This window comes from Boseongicola sp., assembly GCA_014075275.1.
Lineage (GTDB): Bacteria > Pseudomonadota > Alphaproteobacteria > Rhodobacterales > Rhodobacteraceae.
This window is the reverse complement of sequence record CP046179.1, coordinates 1,842,125-1,867,617: the sequence shown is the minus strand read 5'-3', so window position 1 is coordinate 1,867,617 and position 25,493 is coordinate 1,842,125. Positions and strand designations below refer to the sequence as shown.

The 25,493-nt window shown below is 57.4% G+C and carries 26 protein-coding genes; 14 read left to right on the top strand and 12 right to left on the bottom strand.

The window, feature by feature from the left end; all coding sequences use genetic code 11:
• The first annotated feature begins 77 nt into the window (after positions 1–77).
• From GKR98_09465 to GKR98_09455, 3 genes are read left to right on the top strand one after another with little or no spacing between them, the layout of a single operon-like run.
• Positions 78–629 carry an SDR family NAD(P)-dependent oxidoreductase gene (locus GKR98_09465; protein ID QMU58401.1) on the top strand — a complete coding sequence of 184 codons (552 nt, stop codon included), beginning with the start codon at positions 78–80 and terminating at the stop codon, positions 627–629.
• Positions 586–1,230 carry an enoyl-CoA hydratase/isomerase family protein gene (locus tag GKR98_09460; GenBank protein QMU58400.1) on the top strand — a complete coding sequence of 215 codons (645 nt, stop codon included), beginning with the start codon at positions 586–588 and terminating at the stop codon, positions 1,228–1,230. Before GKR98_09465 ends, GKR98_09460 begins: the two co-directional genes overlap by 44 nt.
• Positions 1,231–1,264: 34 nt before the next feature.
• A complete protein-coding gene (locus GKR98_09455; GenBank protein QMU58399.1) occupies positions 1,265–2,464 on the top strand; it encodes a TIGR03862 family flavoprotein in 1,200 nt (399 codons plus the stop codon).
• 85 nt (positions 2,465–2,549) lie between these two features.
• On the opposite strand, the gene GKR98_09450 is transcribed toward GKR98_09455, so the two are convergent.
• The 6 genes from GKR98_09450 to GKR98_09425 all read right to left on the bottom strand — a co-directional run bounded on the left by GKR98_09450 (position 2,550) and on the right by GKR98_09425 (position 8,767).
• On the bottom strand, positions 2,550–3,467 hold the full coding sequence (locus tag GKR98_09450; protein ID QMU58398.1) for a glutathione-dependent reductase: 918 nt from the start codon (positions 3,465–3,467) through the stop codon (positions 2,550–2,552).
• Positions 3,468–3,520: 53 nt separating this feature from the next.
• A complete protein-coding gene (locus GKR98_09445) occupies positions 3,521–4,129 on the bottom strand; it encodes a glutathione S-transferase (GenBank protein ID QMU58397.1) in 609 nt (202 codons plus the stop codon).
• On the bottom strand, positions 4,111–5,133 hold the full coding sequence (locus GKR98_09440) for a DNA polymerase III subunit delta (protein QMU58396.1): 1,023 nt from the start codon (positions 5,131–5,133) through the stop codon (positions 4,111–4,113). Before GKR98_09440 ends, GKR98_09445 begins: the two co-directional genes overlap by 19 nt.
• Complete coding sequence (locus tag GKR98_09435; GenBank protein ID QMU58395.1) at positions 5,130–5,609, bottom strand: hypothetical protein; 480 nt, start codon at positions 5,607–5,609, stop codon at positions 5,130–5,132. The genes GKR98_09440 and GKR98_09435 overlap by 4 nt, the downstream gene beginning before the upstream one ends.
• Positions 5,596–8,184: a leucine--tRNA ligase gene (locus GKR98_09430; GenBank protein ID QMU58394.1), complete on the bottom strand. Its 2,589-nt coding sequence runs from the start codon at positions 8,182–8,184 to the stop codon at positions 5,596–5,598. The genes GKR98_09435 and GKR98_09430 overlap by 14 nt, the downstream gene beginning before the upstream one ends.
• A 91-nt stretch (positions 8,185–8,275) precedes the next feature.
• Positions 8,276–8,767, bottom strand: coding sequence for a DUF3576 domain-containing protein (locus GKR98_09425; protein ID QMU58393.1), 492 nt, complete (start codon positions 8,765–8,767; stop codon positions 8,276–8,278).
• A 246-nt stretch (positions 8,768–9,013) separates the two neighbouring features.
• On the opposite strand from GKR98_09425, the gene GKR98_09420 reads away from it, so the two are divergent.
• Together GKR98_09420 and GKR98_09415 are read left to right on the top strand one after the other, a co-directional pair.
• On the top strand, positions 9,014–9,898 hold the full coding sequence (locus GKR98_09420; protein QMU58392.1) for a porin: 885 nt from the start codon (positions 9,014–9,016) through the stop codon (positions 9,896–9,898).
• Between the two features lie 91 nt (positions 9,899–9,989).
• On the top strand, positions 9,990–10,643 hold the full coding sequence (locus GKR98_09415) for a YggS family pyridoxal phosphate-dependent enzyme (GenBank protein QMU58391.1): 654 nt from the start codon (positions 9,990–9,992) through the stop codon (positions 10,641–10,643).
• Here the strand turns inward: GKR98_09415 and GKR98_09410 are convergent.
• Together GKR98_09410 and ribA are read right to left on the bottom strand one after the other, a co-directional pair.
• On the bottom strand, positions 10,634–11,137 hold the full coding sequence (locus GKR98_09410) for a L,D-transpeptidase family protein (GenBank protein ID QMU60047.1): 504 nt from the start codon (positions 11,135–11,137) through the stop codon (positions 10,634–10,636). The two genes, GKR98_09415 and GKR98_09410, sit on opposite strands and share 10 nt — an antisense overlap.
• An 84-nt stretch (positions 11,138–11,221) precedes the next feature.
• Complete coding sequence (gene ribA / locus GKR98_09405; protein ID QMU58390.1) at positions 11,222–12,298, bottom strand: GTP cyclohydrolase II; 1,077 nt, start codon at positions 12,296–12,298, stop codon at positions 11,222–11,224.
• A gap of 153 nt (positions 12,299–12,451) precedes the next feature.
• Here ribA and GKR98_09400 point away from each other — a divergent pair, with 153 nt between their 5' ends.
• Positions 12,452–13,141 (top strand): response regulator, encoded by a 690-nt coding sequence (locus GKR98_09400; protein ID QMU58389.1) that lies wholly within the window; start codon positions 12,452–12,454, stop codon positions 13,139–13,141.
• A 203-nt stretch (positions 13,142–13,344) separates the two neighbouring features.
• On the opposite strand, the gene GKR98_09395 is transcribed toward GKR98_09400, so the two are convergent.
• Positions 13,345–14,271: a LysR family transcriptional regulator gene (locus GKR98_09395; protein ID QMU58388.1), complete on the bottom strand. Its 927-nt coding sequence runs from the start codon at positions 14,269–14,271 to the stop codon at positions 13,345–13,347.
• A 340-nt stretch (positions 14,272–14,611) separates the two neighbouring features.
• On the opposite strand from GKR98_09395, the gene GKR98_09390 reads away from it, so the two are divergent.
• The 6 genes from GKR98_09390 (at position 14,612) to ugpC (ending at position 22,051) form a co-directional block, all read left to right on the top strand.
• A complete protein-coding gene (locus GKR98_09390) occupies positions 14,612–15,817 on the top strand; it encodes a LacI family DNA-binding transcriptional regulator (protein ID QMU58387.1) in 1,206 nt (401 codons plus the stop codon).
• A gap of 35 nt (positions 15,818–15,852) precedes the next feature.
• Positions 15,853–17,211: an extracellular solute-binding protein gene (locus tag GKR98_09385; GenBank protein QMU58386.1), complete on the top strand. Its 1,359-nt coding sequence runs from the start codon at positions 15,853–15,855 to the stop codon at positions 17,209–17,211.
• 67 nt (positions 17,212–17,278) lie between these two features.
• Positions 17,279–18,511, top strand: a complete 1,233-nt coding sequence (locus GKR98_09380) for an ABC transporter permease subunit (protein QMU58385.1) — start codon at positions 17,279–17,281, stop codon at positions 18,509–18,511.
• Entirely contained in the window at positions 18,508–19,737 is a 1,230-nt protein-coding gene (locus tag GKR98_09375) for an ABC transporter permease subunit (protein QMU58384.1), read from the top strand. Before GKR98_09380 ends, GKR98_09375 begins: the two co-directional genes overlap by 4 nt.
• The gene (locus GKR98_09370; protein QMU58383.1) at positions 19,734–21,005 is read left to right on the top strand and encodes a hypothetical protein; all 1,272 of its coding nucleotides are present in this window, start codon (positions 19,734–19,736) and stop codon (positions 21,003–21,005) included. The genes GKR98_09375 and GKR98_09370 overlap by 4 nt, the downstream gene beginning before the upstream one ends.
• Positions 21,005–22,051: a sn-glycerol-3-phosphate ABC transporter ATP-binding protein UgpC gene (gene ugpC / locus GKR98_09365; GenBank protein ID QMU58382.1), complete on the top strand. Its 1,047-nt coding sequence runs from the start codon at positions 21,005–21,007 to the stop codon at positions 22,049–22,051. Before GKR98_09370 ends, ugpC begins: the two co-directional genes overlap by 1 nt.
• 60 nt (positions 22,052–22,111) lie before the next feature.
• Here ugpC and GKR98_09360 read toward each other — a convergent pair whose 3' ends face one another.
• Together GKR98_09360 and GKR98_09355 are read right to left on the bottom strand one after the other, a co-directional pair.
• Positions 22,112–22,480, bottom strand: coding sequence for a DoxX family protein (locus GKR98_09360; protein ID QMU58381.1), 369 nt, complete (start codon positions 22,478–22,480; stop codon positions 22,112–22,114).
• Positions 22,481–22,495: 15 nt separating this feature from the next.
• On the bottom strand, positions 22,496–23,092 hold the full coding sequence (locus tag GKR98_09355; protein QMU58380.1) for an FMN-dependent NADH-azoreductase: 597 nt from the start codon (positions 23,090–23,092) through the stop codon (positions 22,496–22,498).
• A gap of 200 nt (positions 23,093–23,292) precedes the next feature.
• On the opposite strand from GKR98_09355, the gene GKR98_09350 reads away from it, so the two are divergent.
• Both GKR98_09350 and GKR98_09345 read left to right on the top strand, forming a co-directional pair.
• The gene (locus GKR98_09350; protein QMU60046.1) at positions 23,293–24,165 is read left to right on the top strand and encodes a LysR family transcriptional regulator; all 873 of its coding nucleotides are present in this window, start codon (positions 23,293–23,295) and stop codon (positions 24,163–24,165) included.
• Positions 24,162–25,097, top strand: a complete 936-nt coding sequence (locus GKR98_09345; protein ID QMU58379.1) for an EamA family transporter — start codon at positions 24,162–24,164, stop codon at positions 25,095–25,097. The genes GKR98_09350 and GKR98_09345 overlap by 4 nt, the downstream gene beginning before the upstream one ends.
• On the opposite strand, the gene GKR98_09340 is transcribed toward GKR98_09345, so the two are convergent.
• Complete coding sequence (locus GKR98_09340) at positions 25,067–25,408, bottom strand: metalloregulator ArsR/SmtB family transcription factor (GenBank protein QMU58378.1); 342 nt, start codon at positions 25,406–25,408, stop codon at positions 25,067–25,069. The genes GKR98_09345 and GKR98_09340 overlap by 31 nt on opposite strands.
• Positions 25,409–25,493 lie beyond the last annotated feature (85 nt).

Below are 25,493 nucleotides of genomic sequence, written 5' to 3'. Positions count from 1 at the left end.
GAACCGCCGAGGGTTCGGTGGAAGGCGATTTTAACCGTGACCAGCATATCACGCAGTAAGGCAAAAAGGGGGCAGAAATGGCAGTTAATGGCAAAACCGTGATGATTACGGGGGCCAGTCGGGGGATCGGCGAGGCCGCAGCACGGCTGTTTGCTGCCGAAGGCGCGAATGTCGCGCTGGTGGCGCGCGGCGGAGATGCCATTGGGCAGATTGCGGGCGATATCGGCGCCAAGGCAATGGCAATTCCGTGCGATGTCGGGCGATATGAAGACTTGGCAGAGGCAGTGGCAAAAGCGGAATCTGCCTTCAGCTCGGTGGACATTCTGATCAACAACGCGGCGATCCTTGGCTCGATCGCGCATCTGGCCGATTCGGACATTGAAGAGTTCGGAGCGGCGATTGATATCAACCTGAAAGGTGTCTTTTACGGCACCAAGTTGGTGTTGCCGGGCATGGTCGCGAAGGGTGCGGGCACAATCCTGAATATATCATCCGGCGCGGCGCATAACCCTGTCGAGGGATGGTCGGCCTATTGTTCGTCGAAAGCCGGGGCGCATATGCTAACGCGGATGACGCCCCGCGAATATGCAGACCGTGGCATTCGCGCTTTGGGTCTGGTTCGTGATTGAGGTTTCAACCTCTGACGGGCTGTGCACCATTGCCCTGAACCGGCCGGAAAAGGCCAACGCCCTGACAGGTGAGATGTTGGGCCAGATCGCCGATGCTGTTGAGGCGGCGTCGGTGGATTTGTCTGTAAGGGCATTGGTGTTGACCGGGCGGGGCAAGGTTTTCAGTGCTGGTGCTGATCTGGAGGCTGCGCGCGCTGGCTTGGCGGTAGATCCTGTGTGGGAACGTATGTCAGGCGCGATTGCGGCCTGTCCGGTTCTGACGATCGCGGCCCTGAACGGCACGGCGGCTGGTGGGTCACTGGGGATGGTTCTGGCGGCAGACCTGCGCGTGGCGGTGCCGGGGGCGAGCCTGTTTTATCCCGTTGCCAAGTTGGGGTTCTTGCCGCAGCCATCAGATGTGGTGCGGTTGACGGCGCTGGTTGGGCCTGCTCGCGCGAAAATGCTATTGGTGGCAGGAGAGCGGATCGGTGCCGAAGATGCTTGGCAGATGGGTCTGGTAGACCGGGTGGCGGTCGACGCCGTGGCCGAGGCGCGTGCACTGGCAGCGGTTGTGCTGGACGCGGACCGGGAGCATGTGGCTGCGATCAAGGCTATGATTTAATGCGGGAAATCACCAGACTTGATGAGTTATCGGCATGTCGGTGAACGCAGGCGACGAACGTCTTCCCGCATTGGTCATCGGCGGTGGCCCCGCAGGATTGATGGCGGCAGAGGTGCTGGCGGATGGGGGCGTCGTGCCAGTTGTCGTCGACGCTATGCCGTCGTTGGGGCGCAAGTTCCTGATGGCCGGGAAATCCGGTTTGAACCTGACCAAAGACGAGGCACCCGATCAGTTTCTGGGGCGGATCACCGGGGATGACAGCCTGATCGACACCGTGCGCCGCTTTGGACCAGAAGAGGTGCAGAACTGGGCGCGCGCGTTGGGAGAGCCGCTGTTCACAGGCTCTACAAAACGTGTGTTCCCGAAGTCGATGAAAGCCTCGCCGCTGCTGCGTAAATGGTTGGGGCGTTTGGACGGCGCCGGGGTTCAGTTTCGCACGCGCTGGCGCTGGGTCGGCTGGGAAGGCGATTGCTGGCGTTTCGAAACGGCTGAAGGACCGCGTCGGGTGCGGGCCGACATAGTCGTGATGGCGCTGGGCGGGTCCAGTTGGGCGCGGCTGGGGTCAAACGGGGTCTGGGCCGATGAATTCGCGAAGGCCGGCATCAAGCTGGCACCCTTCAAGCCCGCCAATGTGGGATTTTCTGTCGACTGGAGCGCCCATATGGCAAGGCATTTCGGCACGCCGATGAAGGGCACAAGGCTGGCTTCGGGAAGCGTCAAAAGCCGGGGCGAATGGGTGGTCTCGGCCAAGGGCATCGAAGGCGGCGGTGTATATGAAGTCTCTGCGGCTGCGCGCGAGGGCGCGGCGCTGACTTTAGACTTGTTGCCGGATTTGAGCGTCGACGAAGTTGCTCGAAAACTGTCAAAGCCGCGGGCAAAAATGAGCCTTTCCAATCATTTACGCAAATCTCTGGGCCTGTCGTCGGTTCAGCGTGCGCTGCTTCAGGAATGGGGTCGCCCTCTGCCGGAGGGATCTGACTTTGCCATGCGCATCAAGTCCCTGACCGTGCCTGTCATTGATCCGCTGCCTATGGATCAGGCCATATCGACTGCCGGTGGAGTTGCCGCCGAAACACTGGACGGCCTGATGCTGCGGCCACGTCCCGGCACCTTCATCGCCGGCGAGATGCTGGATTGGGAAGCGCCAACCGGTGGCTATCTTCTGACCACCTGTTTTGCCACTGGCCGGGCGGCAGCAAGACAAGCTCTCGACTTTCTGAGCAAATCCAAGTGACTTTCTTTCTGGCTTAAATACTCAAAACCGCCCGCGTTGAAAACGTGGGCGCGGATCGCCTGCCAAAGGCAGGGGAAACCAGATATCAGAGCGACCAGTCAATCACCGGGCCTGCCGGGACAATCCCAAGTGGATTTCGCAACTCGGACGGCGAGAAATATCCGCCTTTATAAACTTCGAACCGCACCGTTTCAGCAATACCCGGCAGCGCATAAAACCGGCGCGCATAGGCCCAGATCGCCGGATAATCGACGATGCGGCGGATGTTGCATTTGAAGGCATAGTGATAGGCGACATCAAAGCGCGCCAGAGTTGGGAACAGGCGAATGTCAGCCTCGGTCAGCGCATTGCCTGCAAGCCATTCGGTATTCTGCAATTGGGCCTCAATCGCATCGAGCGTGTCGAAGACTTCGTGCACGGCTTTGTCATAAGCCTCTTGCGTGCGGGCGAATCCGGCCCGGTAAACACCGTTGTTCAGGGTTGCGTAGATGCGGTCATTCCAGGCGTCGATATCGGCACGCAGGGGCGCGGGATAGATATCCGGTCCGCGTCCGAACAGCGGCAGCATCCGCAGAAGCTCGGCACTTTCGTTCGAAACGATGGTTTCCGTCTCGCGGTCCCACAAGACGGGAACCGTCAGGCGGCCGGTATAGGCCGGGTGCCGGCGCGCAAAAACTTCGTGCAAAGCGCGGACACCCAGTTCCGGGTCGGAAAATTCACCGCTCGCGTCGTAGACCCAGCCTTCTTCTGTGCGGCGGGGGCGGGCGTAAGACACTGATATCACGTCCTGAAGCCCCAAAATTTCGCGTGCGATCAGCATGCGGTGAGCCCAGGGGCAATTCCATGCGGCGTAAAGGTGATAACGGCCATCATCTGGCGTGAAAGGGCCATCTTTGGTGATCCAGTCGCGGATCACTGATTCAGCACGTCGAAACTCGCCGCCTTTCACCGTGTCGGCTGGGGGCGCATCAATTTCGAGTAGTCCGTTGATCATCACTGCCATGGAGCGAAGCCTAATCGTTGTCGATTGAGATTTCCACGCGCAGGGCCTGTGCGTCAGGCGTCAGGTTCCTTGCGCGAAGAAGTCCATGCCGGGCGCGACTTCATGCGGTTCAGGTAATCTTCCGAAGCCTGGTTCAGCTTCCAGAAGTCGCTGGCCCAATACAGGCAATGGGTCGCGATGATGTCGACGATTGTGAAGTCGTCTCCGGCAAAGAATTCGGCGTCTCCGCGCAGTTTGTGAAATTTGGACTGGGCAAGTTTGAAATCGGTTTCCAGAGGCGGGATCACTTCTGAACGGCGCATATCTTCGGGCAGCACATAGGTGTGTCGCGAGCGCATCCACATCGGCACTTCAAGTTTGGTCAGAAGGAACGCGATGCGGGCATCCATGGTGGCGCGGGCGTGGGTGCCGGGATTGTGGGTGAGGCGGCTTTCGCGGTCTGACAGGAAATAGAGGATCGCGGTGGAATCGGTTAGCACGGTGTCGCCGTCGATCAGGACGGGCACCTGTTTTAGCGGGTTGAGGGCGTTGATTTCGGGCGAATGGGGGCGGGCGATCTGGCGCTTGAACGGCAGGCCGAGTTCTTCGAGGCACCACAGCACGCGCGAGGTTCTGGTGGCGGTCGGACCAACGACGGTGAAGGTCATCTGCGGTTCATCCATGCGAGTTTTAACAGGGTGCGTTCCATCACGGCCATTTCGGGCACGCGGGCGGTGGAGCGCAGGGTCAGGTCGGTGTCCAGAAGCATAGCGAGCGCGCGTTCCAGTTTGTGCATGCCCCAGCTTGAGGCCTGTCGCTGGATACGGTCGCGGCGGGGGCCGAAGACGGGCGGGCGGAGTTTGCCGATGCCCGCGCCAGCGCCGCCGGGGTCCGAGGCAACGGCGTGAAGCGTGCGAAAGTGGCGGGTTGCGCCTATGCACAGCCCGACCGCGCCAACGCCCTGTGCCTCGAGGCGTTTCAGGACCGGGCCGATGCGGTGGGCTTCGCCATCGGCGGCGATGTTCAGCACATCGTCGATGCCGGCTTCGATGGATTGGGGGGCGGAAAGGTCGACCTCTTCTGCGGTCAAGGGCGATTGGTCTTTCAGTTTGTAGAGCGCAATCTTTTCAAGGGTTTGGCGGAAATCCCCAGGATCAATTGCACGGGAAAGGCCAGTGAGGGCTGCCATGGCGTCGGTTGAGATGTCGGTCAGGCCAGCGGATTTCAGGGCGGTTTCGATCTCGGCGCGCGAGGGTGGATCGTCATAGATGCCGGTGGCGTAGGCGTTTGGATGATCTTCGAAGGCTTTGCGCAGCTTGGAGCGGGCCGCGAGTTGGCCAGCGGTGACGATGATCTGCGCATCGCCGTCCTGCCAGTCGGAGAGCGAGGATTTTATGATGTCGGTCAGCCCGTCGGCGGCACCTTCGACAAAGGCCACGCGGGGGCCGGGGAAGAAACCTTGCGCCTTTATCGCGTCGTTCAGCATTGCTTTGTCTTTGCGCAGGTCCGCAGCCGGGATGCGGGTCAGGCGCATTTCGTCTTCGTCTTCTGGCCCGATCAGGGCTTTGATCACTTCCTGGCGGCGAAGGGCGACGCGCATGGCGTCTGATCCGTAGATCAAAAGCCCGGTCTTGCTGGCGTCGGGTTTGGCGAAATAGCCGGGGGCGTCGCGGGTCGACAACTTCATAGGGTGTCGGCGGCGGTCAGGATGTCTGCGACGATGCCATCGGCCAGGATCACGGCCAGTCGGCGGCGGGCATCCCGTTGGGCGACGATTGTGGCGACCGTGGTGGACGTGGCCGAATAGCTGGTGAACAAGCGGCCATCGCCCGCGAGGGCTTGGCCTGCATTGCCGGTCAGGGTCCAGTTCACGCGGCCGAGCACGTTGTAGCGGCTGATTGTGCCGTCTGAGAGGAAACCGACGGCTTCTTCGGTGACAAAGAGTTCGGCGTAGAGGTCGAGGTCGGCGTTTGCGGGTTGACCGAGGCGGTCTTCCAGCCGCGCGACCAACTCGAAACCTTCTTCATCGGCAGGATCTGCGAAGTTGATGCGACCACGAAGGCCGTTTGCATCGCCGCCGGGGCCATAGACCGGTTGGAAGCCGCAGCCGGTGAGGGCGGCGAGGGCGGTTAGGCAGAATGCTCTTCTATTATACGACGACATTGACGATGCGGCCCGGAACGACGATCAGCTTTTTCGGCTGACCACCGGCCAGCGCTTTGATGACAGCGTCCTGCGAAAGCGCGAGTTTTTCAACCTCATCTTTCGGCATGTCCTTGGGCACGCTGATTTCCGCGCGTCGTTTGCCGTTGATCTGGATCGGCATGGTGACGGTGTCTTCGACCAAAAGGCTTTCGTCGGCGACGGGCCATGGGGCGTTGGCGATGAGGCCGTCGCCGCCGTGCATTTGCCAGATCTCTTCGGCGAGGTGTGGGGTCATGGGCGACATGAGTTGTGCCAAAACCTTGATGGCTTCGCGCTTGATTTCTGACGAGGCCTTGGATTTCTGCAAGACGTTGGTGAAGGCGTAAAGCTTTGCAATTGCTGCGTTAAATCCAAAGGATTCAACGCCCATGGTCACGTCATGGATGGTTTTATGCATGGCGCGGCGGAGATCCTGGTCGGCGTCGGGGTTGCCAGAACCGCCGTGGCCCGAGTTTGCAATGTCAGAAGCGATGCGGTGGACGCGGCCCAGATGTTTGAACGCGGCTTCGGCCCCGGATGCGGTCCATTCGACGTCACGCTCGGGCGGAGAGTCGCTGAGAACGAACCAACGGGCGGTATCAGCGCCGTATTGATCGATGATGGCGACCGGGTCGACGACGTTGTTTTTTGATTTCGACATTTTGGCGGAGGGGATGATTTTTGCTTCTTCGCCAGTTTCCTTGACGAAAGCTTTTCCATCACGGTGTTCGATTTCTTCCGGGTAATGAAACTTGGTAACTCCGACTCCTTCACCTCGCGGATCGCCAACTTCAGTGCGAGCAATTGTCGAGTAGATCGCGTGGGTCACCATGCCTTGGGTGAACAGGGCGTCGAAGGGTTCAATGGCGCTGACAGGCAAGTGGCCGCAGATGTGCATCGCACGAGCGAAGAAGCGGGAATACAAGAGGTGCAGAATCGCGTGTTCGATGCCGCCGATGTATTGATCGACGTTCATCCAGTATTCGGCGTCGGCCATGTTGGTGGGCGTTTCGGCGCGGGGGGCCGTGAAGCGGGCGAAATACCAGCTTGAGTCCACAAACGTGTCCATCGTGTCGGTTTCGCGTTTGGCGGGTTTGCCGCAGGATGGGCAGGGGGTGTCGCGCCATGTTGGATGGCGGTCGAGCGGGTTGCCGGGAACGTCGAAATTGACGTCTTCGGGCAGCTCAACAGGCAGGTTCTCTTTCTTCTCGGGCACGACGCCACAATCATCGCAATGGACGACGGGGATCGGGCAGCCCCAATAGCGTTGGCGGCTGAGGCCCCAATCGCGCAAACGGTAGTTTGTGACGCCTTTGCCCCAGCCGTTCTGTTCGGCGTAGTCGATGGTGGCGTCTACGGCGTCTTCGCCCGTTGCCTGGTCCAGACCGGCGAAATGGTCGACCCATTTCACGGTGTCGGTTTTTGGCGGCACGTATGCTTCGTTTTCGACCGGTGATGGGTTCTCAAGCGCGAAGAAGGTGTCGATCACCGGCAAGTCGTATTTGCGGCAGAAATCGAGGTCGCGCTGATCGTGGGCCGGGCAGGCGAAGATTGCGCCGGTGCCGTAGTCCATCAAAATAAAGTTGGCGATCCAGACGGGAAGCTCCCATTCTGGATTCAGCGGGTGTTTTACTTTGATGCCGGTGTCGATGCCCAGCTTTTCGGCCTTTTCCAGCGCCTCTTCGGTGGTGCCACCTTTGGCGACTTCGGCGCGGAAGGCGGCGACGTTGGGGTTGGTTTCGGCCAGTTCCTTGGCAATCGGGTGGTCCGGAGAAATGCCGATGAAGGACGCACCCATCAGTGTATCGGGACGGGTGGTGTAGACCTCGATTGGTTCTTCGCCATCGGTGCGGTCGAACGCAAATTGCAAGCCGCGCGATTTGCCGATCCAGTTCGACTGCATCAGTTTCACTTTGGCGGGCCAGTGGTCGAGTGTGTCGATGGCGTCCAACAATTCTTCCGAGAAGTCGCTGATTTTAAAAAACCATTGGGTCAACTCGCGGCGTTCAACATCCGCGCCCGAGCGCCAGCCTTTACCGTCAATCACCTGTTCGTTAGCTAAAACCGTCATATCGACCGGATCCCAATTGACGGTCGCATTTCGGCGATAAACCAGTCCTTTTTCCATGAAATCGATGAACATGCTTTGCTGCTGGCCGTAGTATTCCGGGTCGCAGGTGGCGAACATGCGGGACCAATCCAGGCCGAAGCCCAGCGGTTTCATCTGTTCGACCATTGTGTCGATGTTGTCGTAGGTCCAGGTTTTGGGGTGGCCGCCGATGGCCATGGCCGCGTTTTCAGCCGGCATTCCGAAGGCGTCGAAGCCCATGGGGTGCAGCACATTGTGACCGGTGGACATCTTATAGCGCGCGATCACGTCGCCCATGGTGTAGTTGCGGACATGACCGATGTGGATGCGACCCGACGGATAGGGGAACATCTCCAGCACGTAGTATTTTGGTTTGTCATCGGTCCGGGACGCGGTGAAGGTTTCGGCCTGATCCCAGGCCTGTTGCCATTTCGGTTCGATGACTTTGGTATCGTAGGCGGACATGGGATCACACTTCTTTACATGCGAGTATATGGAAACGTTGACGGCCGGGCGCACTGCCCGGCTGTTTCTTAATCGGGCCAGATGGCAAGGTCTATAGGTTCAGGTCCGCGATACGCAATTGACGTGCGCGTGTCAGTATAGCGTCCTCGACCGCGCGCACAGTTTCTGTGGATGCCGGGCCAGAACGCGTTGCGAGTGCCAGGTTCAGCGAGCGAGCCTCCAGAGCCGGATCGCGGATGAAGATCGTGGCGCGATAGGCGGTGCGACCGCCGGGCGGCGTGCCGTAGCCGGTGACAATGACGCCAGAGAATGGATCAGCCGTTTGGATTGGCAGAAAGTTCAGAATGTCGAAGGAGGCATTCCAGAGGTATTTATTCACTTCCAGCGTGGTGTTGGGATCGTCGCTGGCATTAAACAAATCCCAGATCGTGTCGCGCTGATCTTCTGGTTCGGCAAGCGCTTCGGTTGTGGCTGTATTATCGCCGTCAAAAAAACCGCTGAAGCTGCCACAACCGGCTAGAACCAGAGAAATGCCAAAGGCGATTCCCCATTTCTGTGTGCATTTACGTGCCAAAGCCAACATTGGCAGTCCTTTCCTAGCCTCTGAAAGCATCCCTAACGGAGCCAATTGGCGGCCTCAAGAGCATTTCAAGGGCTTTATCCACAGGGGGAACGGCAACACTGTGGCAAAGCTGCACCATCGGATATGGAGTCTCGGGGCGGTTTTGCCCCCTCGCTTGCAATATCGGGTCACTAGAGAGAAACACATTGGCAATCAGTTCGGTGTGTCCGAATTGAGACGCACCTTTTACACACGAGGGAAAACAAGATGAAAAAGGTTCTTCTTACATCGACCGCTCTGGTCATGGTCGGCGGCGCTGCATTTGCAGACGGTCACGCTGGCGTATCTGTTTCCGGTTCTGCTGAATTCGCTGTTGGCGATTCCGGCGCAACTGGTAGCGAAATCACATTTGCTCCGAACATCGCAATCTCGTTCGCTGGTTCGGGCGAAACTGACGGTGGCCTGGGCTTCGGCTTTGACTACACGACCTCTGACGCAACAGGTGCGCACGATCACGACGGTTTCTTCAGCACGACTTCCGCAGATGGCGGCGGCGCTTCTGGCGTTGACAACTGGGAAGTTTACCTGTCCGGCGCGTTCGGTAAGGTTGTAATCGGCGATCCTGACAACGCTCTGCAGTCTGTTGCAGGTCTTGGCGACATCGGCTTCAACGGCCTGGGTGTTGACAACCGCGCAGAAATCGCACGTGGCGGCGGTTCTAACAGCGGTCTGCTGTATTCGAACTCTTTCGGTCCAGCTTCGATCTATCTGTCTTCGACAATGACACCTGGTGCAACTGGCGCAAAAACTGCTGCTGGTGTTAAATTCTCCGCTGGTGACATCACTGTTGGTATCGGCATGGAAGAAGATGCAGCTGGTGACAATATGGCTGTTGACGTATCCGGTTCGCTGGGTGGTATCGGCTTCGACGTTTACTACGAAGATGACGACACATTTGGCTCCAACTACGGCACAATCCTGAGCTGGTCGGCTGGTGACACAACCATCAACCTCGGCTATGCAGACGGTGAATCTGCAGCTGTTGGTGTTGGCTTCTCCATGGGCCTCGGCGGCGGTGCTTCGCTGGGCGGTGGTGTAGCTGACAACGGCTCCGCGACTGCATGGGACCTGGGCGTTTCGATGTCCTTCTAATCCTACCAGGATTAGTTCCAATAGAGAGAGCGGGCCTTGCGCCCGCTCTTTTCTTTTTGGCACAAGGGTGCAAGCCATTTAGGACGAACCCATGAGCCTTTCAGACATTCAGACCCGCATGGCCGATGCCGCCAGCAAGCATGGGCGTGACCCGGGTGGCATCACTGTGATTGCTGTCAGTAAAGTGCAGCCGCCGGAACGCGTGAAGGCCGCACTGCAAGCGGGTTATCGCATCTTCGGTGAAAACCGGGTGCAAGAAGCCCAGGGCAAATGGCCCGATTTCCGGGCAGAGTTTGACGGAGTTCAACTCCATCTGATCGGCCCCCTGCAAACAAACAAAGTGCGCGCGGCTATGGAGTTGTTCGATGCCATCCACACGGTGGACCGCCCCAAGCTGGCGCGTGCTATTGCCCGCATCGCCGAAGAAACCGGCCGCTGCCCTGATATCTTTGTTCAGGTAAACACCGGCGACGAAGATCAGAAAGCAGGCGTTTCCGTCGACGAAGTGGATGCGTTGGTTCAAGAATGTCGCGACCTGAAACTACCGCTGAAGGGTCTGATGTGCATCCCTCCGGTTCACGAAACGCCAACGCTGCATTTTGCGCTTTTGGCCAAGATCGCCAAACGCAACGACCTGACCGGTTTGTCGATGGGTATGAGCGGTGACTTTGAAGAGGCAATAGCACAGGGCGCAACCCATGTGCGTGTGGGTTCGGCGATCTTCGGCGCCAGAAACTACGGCTGAGGACGTACTATCACCCTGGTGTTCGGTTTCAGGTCGCGGGCGATTTTTTGCAGATCATGACGATCCAAACCAATGCACCCAGCAGTCGGATGCCCGGGGCGTCGCCATTGGTGAATGAATATGGCTGATCCCTTGCCTGAAACCGCCTTCGGCCAATTCCAGTTTGTGACCAGAACCAGATCATATTGCGGATCTGCCCGCCGCAAAACTTCGTGTGATGCAAAAAAAGGTCTGCGAACCAATTGGTTGTACATTGCGTGGGACGGCGCGTCGCACCACAGGTCGTTCGGCAGGATCGGCAATGCCCAGGACGAGGGCGCGGCAATGCGGTCGGGTCGGTAAAACATGCCCACCACCCTGTGAACCCCCACCGGTGTTGCACCGTCGCCTTCGCATTTGTTGGCCGCAATACCACCGCGCCCCAGGACGAAAGGGTAATACGCGCCCCGGTACCGCAGCCCCCTGGGCGTAACAATCAGATCACCTGGCGCCAAAATCAGCCCTTCTTTCTGGATGAAATACTCTGGGGTCTGGGGCAGAGCCCCAGCGGATCGACGCCGTAAGGCGGCGAAACTCAATCACAGAATATGTCCGGATTTCTTTGCCTTCACATCCAGATACTTTTCATTCAATGGGTTCAGCCCCACTTTCAGCGGCACACGTTCTACAACATCAATGCCCTGGGCCCGCAGCATATCGACCTTTGCCGGATTGTTGGTCAAAAGCCGGGCCGAGGAAAATCCAAGGCGTTTCAGCAGGTCTGCACCAGTGCGGAAATCGCGCTCGTCATCCTCGAACCCCAAACGATGGTTGGCCTCAACGGTGTCAAAACCCTGATCCTGCAAAGCATAGGCGCGCATCTTGTTGGCCAGACCAATGCCGCGGCCCTCCTGATTGAGATAGAGCAGGACACCAGCACCTTCGCCGCCCATCTGCTTCAGCGCCGAATGAAGTTGTGGACCGCAGTCGCACTTTAGCGAGCCCAGCACATCGCCGGTGAAGCAGGCAGAATGAAGCCTGACCAGAACCGGGCGATCGCGTGCGGGTCGACCGATCTCGCAGGCAACATGTTCCTCGCCGCCATTTGAAGGGCGAAAAACATGTACGCGTCCGGCCTCGGACACTTGCAAGGGCACCCGACCGGTGACGATATTTTGGTGTGACACATCGCTTTCCAGCGTTGCAGATGTGGCCGTTGCCTCCAGATGCGTCAATTCCGGGTTAGTCAAATTTTTGACGGGAACCACCAGTGCTGCTGGCAATAGCCAGGCCGATTTTACCAATCTGACGGCAAGGCGGTGCAAAGTTGCGTCGCCGTCGCGAAGTGCTTGGTAGGGCCCTTTCAGAGGTGTTGAAAGATCGTCTTTGGGATCCGTGGCCGCAGCGACCCATTTGGTCGTTGCATCCGATGGAACAGATAAGCGGGCAATGTCACCGTCGTAGGTGCGCGCGCGCAAGGTTTCGGCCCGCCGTGCAGTGATGGCCAGTTCCAAAGGACCAAGTGCTCGGGCCGCGGTCAGGCGCTCAGGCGTGAGCCCCTCGGCGGCGAAGATCAGCGCTGTCTGGTGATTGGATTGCAACACAACAGGAAGCCCAAGGCGCAGATCGGTGCGCGCTCGGGCGATCTTCTCCGTCAGTGTTGGCAGCAATGACATTTAATAGGGTCTCCAACCTTTCATGTAGCGGGCTATTACAGAATTTGAAACATTTCGACCGTCTTCGACACATGCCCGTGAGATTGTGCAGCATTTCTTGCCGTTCAGCATCGGACTGCGCATGTCTTCTATCAACGGCGCATGGAGGACCTGATGGCGCAGAATGTGAAGAAAATACTTTTGGTTGATGACGATGACGACTTGCGCGAGGCGTTGGGCGAACAATTGATCATGACCGAGGACTTCGATGTGTTCGAAGCCGGCAACGGCAGCGAAGCCATGGAGAAGGCCAAACAGGCTATTTATGACCTGGTTATTCTGGATGTTGGACTGCCGGATACCGATGGGCGCGAGCTTTGTCGGGTATTGCGCAAGCATGGGGTGAAATGCCCGGTTTTGATGCTGACTGGCCATGATAGCGACGCAGATACAATTCTGGGTCTGGACGCGGGTGCCAATGATTACGTCACCAAGCCGTTCAAGTTTCCGGTTTTACTGGCCCGTATCCGTGCGCAACTGCGCCAGCATGAACAGTCGGAAGACGCGGTGTTTCAGTTGGGGCCCTATACGTTTCAGCCCGCTCAGAAGTTGTTGGTGACCGAGGAAGAAAAGAAAATCCGTCTGACCGAGAAAGAGACGAATATCTTGAAGTTTCTTTATCGCGCCAGCGAGGGTGTGGTTGCCCGTGATGTTCTGTTGCACGAAGTCTGGGGCTATAATGCCGGTGTGACGACGCATACTTTGGAGACCCATATCTATCGCCTGCGGCAGAAGATCGAGCCGGATCCGTCCAACGCGCGGTTGTTGGTGACGGAATCGGGTGGCTATCGGTTGGTGGCCTGAGCCAGAAAGTTCCCGGTGTCGTGTCCGGGTTATGACGCGAAACCTCCCTGTTGGACTTGCCGGGCCTTTGGCCCGGCTTTTTTTCGCCCCGGCTTTGCCGGGTCGATCCGAGCGAAACTGGCGTTTCGCGTTTGGGGCGCTGCCCCCGCCGCGAAATCGCGGCTCCCCCGGAGTATTTTCACCAGAAAGAAGCGGAATGGGAGTTATTCGACGATGACGTCGATTTCGGGGATGTCGCGGGCCAGGATGGATTTTATCATGTCAGTCAAGTGAACGAGGCTTTCTTCGCGTACGGACCCTTTGCGCCAGACTGCCCCGATCATGCGCGAAGGTGCGTCCGGCCCTTTGAAAGGGCGGGCAGTTACGAGGGTTTCGCGGGCGACTTCGGAGCGCACATAAAGCGAGGGCATCAAAGAGATACCTAATTCCATGGCCACCATCTGACGAATGGTATCCAGGCTGGTGCCTTCGTAGTCATGGCTGAGGTTTGCCTTGGCACTGTCGGCCAGGGTGCGCACCTGCTCATAGAGCCGATGGCCGGGTTCCAGCGTCAGAAGCGTTTCACCTTTGAGATCGCGTCGGTTGACCGATGTGAGGCGGGCCATCGGGTGCGAGTGCGGCACGACGACTTGCAGCGGCTCGATGAATAATGGCTTTGTGGCGAGACCGCGCCGCGTGGCAGGCAGGGGAAACAGAAGCAAATCCAGATCGCCGTTTTCAAGCTGATCGAATAGCCGATTTGGCAATCCTTCGCGTATGTAAAGTCGCAGGTCCGGCTGTTGTTTGTGGAGGTCCGGAACGATGAGCGGCATCAGGTAAGATCCCAGGGAGTGAACGATGCCAAGCCGGATCGTGCCGCTGAACGGGTCACTCGCGCGTCGTGCAATGGCGCGGATATCTTCGACTTCTGCAAGGACGCGGCGGGCGCGTGTGGCGATCTCTTGTCCTTCGGAGGTCAGGATCACCGGGTTTCGGTTGCGTTCGATCAAAGGTGCGCCAAGGCGAAGTTCCAGCTCGCGCAACTGGCCGGAAAGTGTGGGTTGCGTCACATGGCAGACTTCGGCGGCGCGGCGAAAGTGGCGCTCGTTTGACAGAGCCAGGAGATAGCGCAGTTGCTGGAGTGTCGGCATGGAGATTTTGATAGAGAAAATCTATCAAACTGTCGATCATTTTCGATTTTACCAATGATGATGCCCCCCTCATATAGAGTGTATGAGTGGTGGCCAAATCCCCCTCCGGCCTATCATTCCCCTTTCATAGCCGTCACGTCCTTGGCGTGGCGGCTACCTTTTTTCGGCAGTATGCAAGCCATTGCATTGCCGCGAATCCGATCCGCCGAACAAGTGCGTTGAAGTGTCCGCCGGGAGAGACGCGTGCGTCTGTTACCAGGTTTCGGATGTCAGTTTTGCTCTAAAATGCCCGGTTTTCTGAAAGTTTTTTTCAGACGCCGAGCGCAGTCAATTAAGGGCCATGATCGGGTTTTTGCAGATTGCGGAGCGAGAAATAGCAGAAACTCCTTGCCGAAACCGGTTTCGGAGACAATCTTGTGAGTCGGGGAGGAAATTCGTGACTCAATCCGCATCACAGATTCCGTTGAGACAGCGCAAGGCGCGGGTGACGATCAGTCATCTGGCAGATGCGTTGGGTTTGACAAAAGGGACGGTGTCGCGGGCCATGAACGGCTATCCTGATATCTCGGCAACCACGCAGAATAGGGTGCGGCGTCAGGCTGAGATCATGGGGTATCGCCCGCTGGCGCAGGCGCAGGCGATCCGCACAGGTCGCACCAGAGCGTTGGGGCTGGTTCTTCAGACTGATGTTCCAGATGCACAACGACCATTTCTTTCCGACTTCCTTGCAGGGCTGACGCGCGCGGCCAGTGACGAGAACTGGACGCTTACCGTCGCCACGTCGGGCGGCGGAGAGGAAATGCTGTCGACTTTGAGCCGTCTTGTTGATGAGCGAAAGGCGGATGGGTTTATTCTGCCACGCTCGTTCTATGATGATCCTCGCGCGAAATTGCTTCGGGCTCTTGAAGTTCCGTTCGTTCTTTATGGTCGGGTTGCCGACACCACCGGGTGCGCTTGGTTTGACGTACTGGGTGAAGAGGCGATGCGTGAAGCCGTGCAGCGATTGGCCGATCACGGGCATCGCCGGATTGCATTTGTGAATGGCGGATTGGAGTACAACTTCAGCCATTTGCGTGCGGCTGGCTTTCGTGACGGGATGGCGGACGTTGGGCTTGAGGTTGACGAAGCCCTTGTCATGGACGGCGCAATGACAACCGAGGCCGGACAAGCCGCCGCGATGCGCTTGTTGCAAATGGACAATCCGCCGACTGCGATTGTCTTTGCGGTCGATGTCGTTGCGCTAGGTGCTTACCAGGCGGCAGCGCGATTGGGATTGGAGATCGGGCGTGACCTTTCGATCATTTCCTATGATGGCTCGCCTGAAGGGGCATGGGCCCGACCGCCTTTGACGACTTTTCACGTGGACAGCCGCGAGGCTGGGTCGCGTTTGGCCAATTTACTGATCCGTTGCATCCGCGGCGCTGATCCTGAGACCCTGCGCGAAACGGCGCGGGCAACACTTCAGCTTGGCGGTTCGGATGGACCGCCACAGATGACGAGTGAAACGATTGCCCGCCGTGTCCAAACGGCGGTCACATCACACTGAAGACCAAAAATACAAAGCCAATGGGAGGACATTACATGGCTTATCGAAACACTGGAAAATATGCGCGTCTTATGGCGACGGCGTCTGTCGGGCTTGCCCTGACGGCGATGTCAGCTTCGGCGGACATCCGGTTCTGGACTACTGAAAACCAGCCGGAACGTCTGGCGAAGCAGGAAGAGATGGCGGCTGCCTTTACTGCGGAAAGCGGTATTGGCGTTGAGATCATTCCGGTCGAGGAAAGCGATATCGGCACGCGGGCCACGGCTGCGTTTGCTGCTGGCGATTTGCCTGACGTGATTTATCACCCGCTGAGCTATGCATTGCCTTGGACGGAAGCTGGCATTCTGGACAGTGAAGCGGCAACTGAGGTTGTCGATGCACTGGGCAAGGGCACTTTTGCTTCGGGTGCTTTGGACATGGCCGCGACACCCGACGGCTATGCATCTGTGCCGGTTGATGGCTGGACGCAGATGGTCGTTTACCGCAAGGATCTGTTCGATGCGAACGGTCTGGAAGCACCGACGACTTATGCTAACGTCTTGGCAGCAATCGAGAAATTGCACAATCCGCCTGAGATGTTCGGCTTTGTTGCCCCGACCAAAGTTGACGAAGGTTTCATGAGCCAGGTGCTTGAGCATCTTCTGTTGGCTAACGGTGCGACCCCGGTTGATGGCAGCGGTTTTGCAGGTTTTGACGCCAAGAAGACGGCCGAGACGCTGGAATTCTACAAGGCTATCGCGGAAGCGTCACCTCCGGGGGAATTGTATTGGGATCAGGCGCGGACCGTCTACTTTGCGGGTCAGACTGCGATGATCGTATGGTCGCCATTCATCTTGGACGAACTGGCTGGTTTGCGTGACAGCGCCCCGCCAACGATCAACGATGACTCGACCACACATGATCTTGCAGCTGCGACAGGCATCGTGACCAACTTTGCGGGTCCGTCGAATGCTGATGGCGCAGCTTGGGGCGACGTTCGCTACTTTGGTATCACGGCTGATGCTGATATCGATGAGGCGCAGGCCTTTGTCGAATATTCGATGAACGAGGGCTATACTCAGACGCTTTCGATTGCGCCTGAGGGTAAGTTCCCTGTGCGTCGCGGCACGGCTGATAACCCAACCGAATTCGTCGAAGCATGGTCGAAACTGGACGTTGGTGTTGATCGCCGCGCGCCATTGTCCGAGCTTTATGAAGCCTCGATGATCGATGAGATCGTTGGCGGATTGGACGTTGCTCAGCGATGGGGTGTTCAGGAAGGTCAGCTTGCGCTGGCGTCCAAGATCATCAACAGCCAGGCAATCAATCGCGTATTCCGCGCCTACTTTGATGGCGAAATGGATGCAGATGCGGCGGTTGCCAAGTTGAACGAAGAACTGGCCGCTGTTCAGTAAGCGCGCCTGACTATCGGGCGGCGGATGAGCCGCCGCCCGCCACCCGACATTCGTTCGGAGATATGTCATGACCACGGCAACCCCTCCCACCGGGACGGGGCCATTGGCTAAACGCGAGGCGCGTTTAGCCTGGGGGCTTCTTTTCCCAACCATTGCCATCGTTTCAGCAGTCGTTGTGCTGCCGTTGTTGGCGATTTTCTGGATTAGTTTCAAGCCGATAGGCCTGGCCGATCTGCGTCCACCTGCACCTGTTGTTCGCGAGTCTTTGCGTGGTTCGGGTGATGAGCTGAGGCTAGAGTATCGTCTGCGGAACTCGTCGCAGGCGGAGCCGATTTTCAACGTTACCATGCAGGATGTGATCCCGTCTGGTGTGAATATTGTCTCGATCGACGAGCGTTGTTTGATTGCCGGAGACGAGTTCGCTTGTGATTTGGGTGACCTTGAAGGTGGCGCGCGCGAGCGCATTTCAGTTTTTGTCACTATCGACGGTGACGAAGACGCGGCTGAAGAAGCCGCCGAAGGCACCGAGCCGAACTTGACCGGATCTGGCAAGAACATCCTGACCAATCTGGAATTCACCGGCGAGAATTTCGCCAGAGTGTTTGATGGGGATGAGTTCTGGGGCGTACTTTATGTGACGTTGTTTTATACAATCGTCGGCACTATTGGGGCGCTGGTCTTTGGGCTTTTCGCTGCGATGCTGCTAAACAAGGAATTCAAGGGGCAGGGCATCCTGCGGGGGCTATACCTGTTCCCCTATGTCGCCCCGGTTATCGCTGTGGCCTTCGCCTGGATCATTCTGTTTGATCCGTTCTCGGGATCGGCTAACGCGTTGTTGATCCAGATGGGTGTGACGGACGAGGCCATCAACTTTTTCGGCGACCGGCCATTGGCGTTGATCATGGTGACGGTGTTCGAGATTTGGCGATACTTCCCGTTGTCGTTCCTGTTCATCCTTGCGCGGATGCAATCCATCGACACGGATATGTATGAGGCCGCAGATATGGATGGCGCGTCGCCGTTCCAGAAGTTCTGGTTCCTTAGCCTGCCGCAGCTTTTAGGCATCCTTTCGGTGCTGTTCCTGCTGCGCTTTATTTGGACCTTCAACAAGTTCGACGACATCTTCCTGCTGACGGGCGGTAACGCCGGAACGCGGACGTTGACGGTGAACGTTTACGAGCAGGCCTTTGCCGTCTCGAATATCGGGGCGGGTGCTGCCGTGGCAGTGGTCATCTTCTGCTGCTTGCTGTTGTTCTCGGTCTTCTTCTTCAAATACGTCAGCCGGGAGGAAGGTCTATGAAACCGTTCTGGTATGGATACGTCGCGGGCCCTATTATTGGCGCTCTGTGGACGTTCACAATGTCTGTCGTGGCCTGCATCATGGTCAGTTTCGCGACGGGTGAAGGACTTGCACCTTCTCTTATCGGATCGCTGGTCTTTGGCGCCTGGTTGGGTTTCGTCTGGTTGCCGGATGGTGAGCGCACTCGCAATCAGCGCATCACCTGGAGCGTTGGCCTAGCTTTGGCCCCCGCGTTAGTTTTCGTCTTCCTCAAACCCGCAATTGTGGGTGCTGAGGGCACCAGCTTTTCGACCATCGTTATTGCCTGGGTGATCTTCGCGGTATCGGCGGTTTGGCCGCTGCAAAAGATCCTTGATGATCTTCCGTTCGGGCCAACCACGCGGCACGAATTCGAAGCCTCGGCCATTCGGTTCCTGACGGGGTTCGGCTATATCTTTTTCACCGGTATCGTCGCCATCCCGTTCTATGTGATGGTGATGACCAGCCTGAAGAACCAGGCCGAGCTTTTGCAGAACCCCTTGGATTTCACGATTGATATCAGCAAGGGTCTGGACCTTTTCCGCAGCTATAATGAGCTGTTTACCGAGTTCAGCTTTGGCTCTTACCTTTGGACGTCGTTCTACATTTCGGTGATTACCGTTCTGCTGACGTTGGCGTTCAGCATTCCGGGCGCCTACGCGGTCGCGCGGTTGCGGTTCAAAGGGCGGGCTGCGTTCTCAAGGTCGATCCTGTTGATCTATATGGTGCCGATGATCGTTCTGGCGCTGCCAATTTATATCGCCTTTTCGATGGTGGGTTTAAGGAACTCTGTTTTCGGAATCGTGCTTATATATCCGGTCACAACAATCCCCGTGGCCCTATACATGTTGCAGGGTTATTTCCGGGGGCTTCCGGCAGAGATTGAAGAAGCCGGGTTGATGGATGGTTTGGGCCGTCTGGCGGTGATCTGGAAGATCACTTTGCCGCTGAGTTTGCCGGCGTTGGCGTCGGTCAGCCTTTATGTCTTCATGATCGCCTGGAACGAGTTCCTGTTGGCCTTCATGTTGCTGGATGATCCGTCGAAGTTCACGTTGACCCGAGGGATCGCATCGTTGAACTCGTCCGAGATACCACGACAACACCTGATGGCGGGCGCGGTGATCGCAACGGTGCCGATCATGGTGATTTTCCTGGGCCTTGAGCGGTTCATGACCAAAGGCCTGACGGCTGGATCGGTCAAGGGATGAGCGCCATGGATCACATAGCATTGGACGAACAAGCGCGTTCGATCCTGCGCGGCAATGACCGGAGTGGGTATACCGTGCCCACAGCGGGGCTTTATCCCTACCAATGGAACTGGGACAGCGCCTTTGCCGCTTGGGGGTTTGCAACCTTTGATGTGGATCGTGCCTGGGAAGAGGTGGAAACCTTGTTTTCCGGGCAGTGGGATAACGGAATGGTGCCCCACATCCTGTTTCACGCCGAAGACCCTGGATACTACCCCGGGCCGGACGTTTGGAGCACCTATGGCAAGGGGCCGATCGCGTCTTCGGGCATTACCCAACCCGCGGTTGCAGCCACGTTTATTCGTGCGATCTGGGAGCAGGATAAAGCGGTTGGCGATGCACGCCTGCGTGCGCTGCTTCCGAGAATCAAAGCCTGGCACAAATGGTATATGAACTGGCGTACGACCGAGGATGACGCCATTATCGTGACCCATCCTTGGGAAGCAGGGCGTGACAATTGTGCGGACTGGGATAGCGCGATGGCGCTGATCGAGCCTGAAGGTGTTGGCGAATACACCCGCCGCGATACCAGCCATGTCGACCCGGCGATGCGCCCGACAAAAGCGGATTATGACCGGTATATCTGGCTGGTTCAGCGGGGTGTCCGGCTGGGATGGGATGATGCGGCGATGGCTGAAGATCGGCCATTTGCGGTGGCAGACCCGACGCTGACGTTCATATTGCTACGCGCGAACCGCGATCTTGCACGTATGTCGCAGGACCTAGGCGAAGATCGCAGCGAGATTGATGGTTGGAGCAAGCGGCTGGAACATGGGGCCGCGACTTTGCGCAACCCGGATACCGGCGTTTTTGACGCGATCAACATGCGGACCGGAGAACATACCGGGCATGTCACCAGCGCTTCGTTCCTGTGCTGGTATGCCCGGCTGGACGATCCGCGCATGGGCGACGAGTTGGCGGAAAGTTTCACATCCTGCCGTTATCCGATCCCAAGCCTTGAAGTGACCGCACCAGATTTCGATGGAATGCGGTATTGGCGCGGGCCGACATGGGCAATCATGAATGCGCTGATCGCCATCGGGCTGGCTGACATGGGTAAGACCGATGAGGCCGAAACGGTCCGAAGAGCGACCCGCGATCTGATCGCTGAACACGGCTTTGCCGAATACTTTCATCCCCAGTCCGGCGATCCTGCTGGCGGGGGCACGTTTACCTGGACAGCAGCTGTTTGGCTGGCCTGGGCCTCACCATCCGCAGGAGAAAACTGATGGGCTCGATTAACCTTCAAAAAGTCGAAAAATGGTTTGGTGAACTTCAGGTCATCAAAGGCATCGACCTTGATATCAAAGACGGCGAGTTCGTCGTATTCGTTGGCCCGTCGGGCTGCGGAAAGTCAACATTGCTTCGCATGATTGGTGGTCTGGAAGAGATCTCGCGCGGGTCGATGTTGATTGATGGAGACGACAAGACGGCTGATCCGCCTTCAAAGCGTGGTCTGTCGATGGTGTTCCAGTCTTACGCGCTTTATCCGCATATGTCGGTTGGCGACAATATGGGCTTTTCGCTGAAAGTTGCGGGCGCTCCGAAAGATGAGATTGACGAAAAGGTCAACGAAGCCGCGCGCGTGCTGAAGTTGGAGCCGTTCCTGGAGCGCCGCCCGAAGGCTCTGTCGGGTGGTCAGCGGCAGCGGGTTGCAATTGGGCGTTCGATTGTGCGCGATCCGACAGCGTTTTTGTTTGATGAGCCATTGTCGAACCTTGATGCGGCTTTGCGAGTTGAGATGCGCTATGAAATATCGAAACTGCACCAAAGCCTGAAGCGCACGATGATCTATGTGACGCATGATCAGGTCGAAGCGATGACACTGGCGGACCGGATTGTAGTTCTTGAGTATGGTGTAATTGCGCAGGTGGGTTCCCCGCGCGAGCTTTACGAAAACCCTGCGAACCTGTTCGTGGCGCAGTTCATAGGCTCGCCCAAGATGAATATTGTCGACTGTAAGACCGACGGCAATTCATTCACGCTGGAAGGTGGTCGTGGTGGCCCGTTCAAAGGGTCCACTCCGGCAACCAAGGTGGGCTTCCGCCCTGAACACCTGGAAATTGGTGCCGAGGGCGAGGGGATGTGTGACGTAACCGTGGACGTTCTGGAATATCTTGGCGCAGATACCTTCCTTGTTGTTGATGGCGGGCCGCTGGGTCAGTTGACGGTTCGAACAGATGGCGACACCGACGTGAAACCCGGTCAGCGGATCGGCTTGATCGCCCCGGAAGAACGGCTGCGTTTCTTCGATGCGGACGGCAAAGCGGTATAACCTCCTGTTGCCGCTTGCCTAATTTTCGGGCCGGAGAGGTTCTCCGGCCCGTTTTATTTGTCAGGCAGCTGAGGTTTCGGTTCCACGTAGGGACGTCAGTTGATCGCGATAGAGCCAAAGGATAACAGCCGACAAGGTTCCAAGCACCAGAGCGGGCACGGCCGACGGGCCAAGGATGACCAGATGCGCCAGGACAGCGCCGACCATGGTTGCGGTCAGAAGTGCAGCGCCGATGGCTTCGCGACCACGGACCCAAAGAAGGGCGGCGGCACCAACTTCGATTGCACCGGTAACATAGCGGAACCACTGGCCGACGCCGACGGCATCGAAGGTTGCGACCATCATTTCGGCCCCGGCGAGTTTTGCAGTGCCCACAGCGACGAAGGCCAGCGTGAGAAGAACTTTGATAGCGAGTGTAACGTAAGACAAGGGATGCCCTTTCAATCAGGCTGCCAGTGGCAGTGTGGCGATGGCCGCGTGAGCCGATTTCAAAGTTGTCTCGGGTTCGATCGCCATTTTGTCTGCGGAAACGAACAGGACATCAGTGATGCCGATGAAGCTCAGGACGTGGCGCAGATAGCCGGTGGCGAAATCCCAGTCTGAGCCAGTTTCGGTGCCGCCGGATGCGACGCTAACGATGGCGCGTTTGCCTTCCAGTAAGCCTTTGGGACCATTTTCTGTGTATTGAAAGGTGACGCCAGCGCGGGCGACCAGGTCGATCCAGGCCTTCAGCGCGGCGGGCATGCCAAAGTTGTAGATTGGCAGGCCGATCAACACGATGTCGGCAGATTTCAACTCTTCAATCAATCCATCTGACTGCGAGAGAACTTCGTGTTGCCCGGGGTTGCGGTCATCGGCAGGTGTGAAGTTGGCGCCGATCCATGTTTCGGTGACTTGCGGCAAGGCCTCGGTCAGGTCTCGCGTCGTGACGGCTGCGTCGCCGTTGGCTCTAAATCGTTCGATGATATGGTCGTTCAATTCACGGGTTACAGAACCTTCGCGCCGGGCGGATGCGTCAATCCGAAGTATTTTAGTAGGCATGTCAGCCTCCTTTTCGTTTTCGATTGAGGAAGAGATAGGAGGCCATTCGGCGGCTTAAAATTACCGTTAATCGAACCGTTTTTGTGCGATTTTGCGAGAATGTGCGAATTTCGGCATTGGATATTCTATTTTCGCACGATAAACGAGTTGGGCTGGCCAATTTCGGGCTGTGCTAACTAGCCATAGGACATGTCATGTCGATCAGTACTTGGGACGAGATCCGTACCGCTTACCATGTTGCCAGGATGGGAACCGTCAGCGGGGCAGCTGATGCTTTGGGTGTGCATCATGCAACTGTCATCCGCCACATTGACGCTCTGGAATCACGACTTGGCGTGAAACTGTTTCAGCGTCATGCGCGGGGATATACCGCAACGGAAGCCGGTCAGGATCTGTTGCAAGTGGCGCAAGCGACAGATGATCAATTCACACAGTTGGTTGGTCGGATCAAAGGACGCGGGGACGAAGTATCAGGCGAGTTGGTGGTGACATCTCTAGCCTCAACCTCGCCTCGGCTTACGCCGACATTAGCGCGTTTTCAGACACTGTACCCGGATTTGATCATCCGCTATTTGACCGGCGAAGAGGTTTTACGGCTTGAGTATGGCGAAGCGCATGTGGCTGTCCGTGCGGGGCGCGCGCCAGACAACCCGGACAATGTGGTTCAGCCGTTCGTCAAACAACAGATCGGGCTTTATGCGTCGCAGGACTACATTGATCGTAAGGGTCGATTGGCCTCGTTGGATGAACTGAGTGGTCATGACTTTGTGGCGCATGACAATCTTGAGTCCCGTGTGCCGGTTTTCAAGTGGCTGAGCGAGCGTGTTGGCCCCGAGCAAATAGTGTTCCGGGGAGTTGATGCGCGTGTGATGCGTGATGCCGTGATCGCGGGCGTGGGCATCGGATTTATTTCTTGTTGGGAAGCCGAGCAGTTCGGAGGCTTGGTAAATTTGATTGAACCCCAAGAAGAGTGGGCGGCGCCATTGTGGCTTGTGACCCATGTTGATCTGCACCGGACAACCAAGGTTCAGGCGTTCTTGAAGTTTTTGAAACAAGACGCGAAATCGTGGTGAACGGACAGCCGGTTGCCAGACGCGAAGAGTTAAAGGGGCATCTGGCCCTTTTGACATTTTCGGCTCTGGTTGCTGGTTCGTTTTCCTTTGGGGGACGCATAGCGAATGACATCGACCCACAGGCTTTAACTGCGGTTCGGTTTTTGGTGGCATCAGTTTTGGTCGTAGTGGTCGCCGGAGTTACCGGACAAATAAATCGCGCAGCTGCGCGTGCGCCGTGGCGCTATTTAGTTTTGGGTGGGCTGTTTGGTATGTATTTCGTGCTGATGTTCGTTGGCCTGAAAACTGCCCATCCGGTTTCGATTGCCGCTGTTTTCACACTAACGCCCCTGATGGCGGCTGGGTTTGGCTGGTGGATCATGCGACAGACCACGAATGCGTCGATGGCTATGGCATTAAGCGTTGGTGCTGCGGGTGCACTGTGGGTGATTTTTCGCGGTGATCTTGATGCATTCCTGCAATTTCGCATCGGCGTGGGTGAATTCATCTTTTTCTTCGGGTGTATGGCCCATGCATTATACATCCCGCTGGTGCCACGCCTGAACCGGGGGGAGCCGGTTCTAATCTTTACCTTGGGCGTTTTGATCGCCGGGTTTGTAGTCGTTGGCGCAACAGGCGTTACCAGCATCTTGGCCACAGATTGGAGTGCCCTGTCTTTGAGGGTCTGGGCGACTTTGGGCTACCTGGTTGTTTTTGCCACGGTTGCTTCGATCATATTAGTTCAGTTTGCGTCGTTTCGGCTTAAGGCTGCCAAAGTGATGGCCTACACTTACCTGATCCCTAGCTGGGTCATTCTGTGGGAGATCGTTTTGGATGGTGACGTTCCGCCAGCGGTCATGTTGCCAGGCGTCGGATTGACGGTTGTTGCTTTGCTGCTGTTGCTGCGTGAGGGGGTTGCAGATCAGGCTTCGTCGGTCTCATCCAATTCCTGAGACAGGAACGCTTCGAAAGCATCCAAGTCCACTGCCTCGAATTGACCAAACCCTTGCATCCAGACACTTGCGGCACGCAGGGCGTCAGGGTCGAGTTTGCACCATTTAACGCGCCCGCGCTTCTCCTGAAGAATAAGTCCGGCGCGTGTGAGGATTGTCAGGTGTTTCGAGATGGCAGCCAAAGACATCTCGAACGGTTCGGCAACATCGGTGACGGCCATATCGTCTTCCAACAACATCTCAAGGATGCGTCGCCGGGTCGGGTCGGCAAGGGCCGAGAAGACCGTATCGAGAGGTTTGCTATTGGTCACCTAATGGCCGTAGCTGGCCCGCGCCACAAAGGTCAAGCCATCAGGTCAGTGATCGTGATGCGTTTAATCATAAATCGGAATGACA

Coding starts and splice junctions, on each gene's coding strand:
- GKR98_09465 (QMU58401.1), top strand. CDS start 78: ATGGCAGTTAATGGCAAAACCGTGATGATTACGGGGGCCAGTCGGGGG.
- GKR98_09460 (QMU58400.1), top strand. CDS start 586: ATGCAGACCGTGGCATTCGCGCTTTGGGTCTGGTTCGTGATTGAGGTT.
- GKR98_09455 (QMU58399.1), top strand. CDS start 1,265: ATGTCGGTGAACGCAGGCGACGAACGTCTTCCCGCATTGGTCATCGGC.
- GKR98_09450 (QMU58398.1), bottom strand. CDS start 3,467: ATGGCAGTGATGATCAACGGACTACTCGAAATTGATGCGCCCCCAGCC.
- GKR98_09445 (QMU58397.1), bottom strand. CDS start 4,129: ATGGATGAACCGCAGATGACCTTCACCGTCGTTGGTCCGACCGCCACC.
- GKR98_09440 (QMU58396.1), bottom strand. CDS start 5,133: ATGAAGTTGTCGACCCGCGACGCCCCCGGCTATTTCGCCAAACCCGAC.
- GKR98_09435 (QMU58395.1), bottom strand. CDS start 5,609: ATGTCGTCGTATAATAGAAGAGCATTCTGCCTAACCGCCCTCGCCGCC.
- GKR98_09430 (QMU58394.1), bottom strand. CDS start 8,184: ATGTCCGCCTACGATACCAAAGTCATCGAACCGAAATGGCAACAGGCC.
- GKR98_09425 (QMU58393.1), bottom strand. CDS start 8,767: ATGTTGGCTTTGGCACGTAAATGCACACAGAAATGGGGAATCGCCTTT.
- GKR98_09420 (QMU58392.1), top strand. CDS start 9,014: ATGAAAAAGGTTCTTCTTACATCGACCGCTCTGGTCATGGTCGGCGGC.
- GKR98_09415 (QMU58391.1), top strand. CDS start 9,990: ATGAGCCTTTCAGACATTCAGACCCGCATGGCCGATGCCGCCAGCAAG.
- ribA (QMU58390.1), bottom strand. CDS start 12,298: ATGTCATTGCTGCCAACACTGACGGAGAAGATCGCCCGAGCGCGCACC.
- GKR98_09400 (QMU58389.1), top strand. CDS start 12,452: ATGGCGCAGAATGTGAAGAAAATACTTTTGGTTGATGACGATGACGAC.
- GKR98_09395 (QMU58388.1), bottom strand. CDS start 14,271: ATGCCGACACTCCAGCAACTGCGCTATCTCCTGGCTCTGTCAAACGAG.
- GKR98_09390 (QMU58387.1), top strand. CDS start 14,612: ATGATCGGGTTTTTGCAGATTGCGGAGCGAGAAATAGCAGAAACTCCT.
- GKR98_09385 (QMU58386.1), top strand. CDS start 15,853: ATGGCTTATCGAAACACTGGAAAATATGCGCGTCTTATGGCGACGGCG.
- GKR98_09380 (QMU58385.1), top strand. CDS start 17,279: ATGACCACGGCAACCCCTCCCACCGGGACGGGGCCATTGGCTAAACGC.
- GKR98_09375 (QMU58384.1), top strand. CDS start 18,508: ATGAAACCGTTCTGGTATGGATACGTCGCGGGCCCTATTATTGGCGCT.
- GKR98_09370 (QMU58383.1), top strand. CDS start 19,734: ATGAGCGCCATGGATCACATAGCATTGGACGAACAAGCGCGTTCGATC.
- ugpC (QMU58382.1), top strand. CDS start 21,005: ATGGGCTCGATTAACCTTCAAAAAGTCGAAAAATGGTTTGGTGAACTT.
- GKR98_09355 (QMU58380.1), bottom strand. CDS start 23,092: ATGCCTACTAAAATACTTCGGATTGACGCATCCGCCCGGCGCGAAGGT.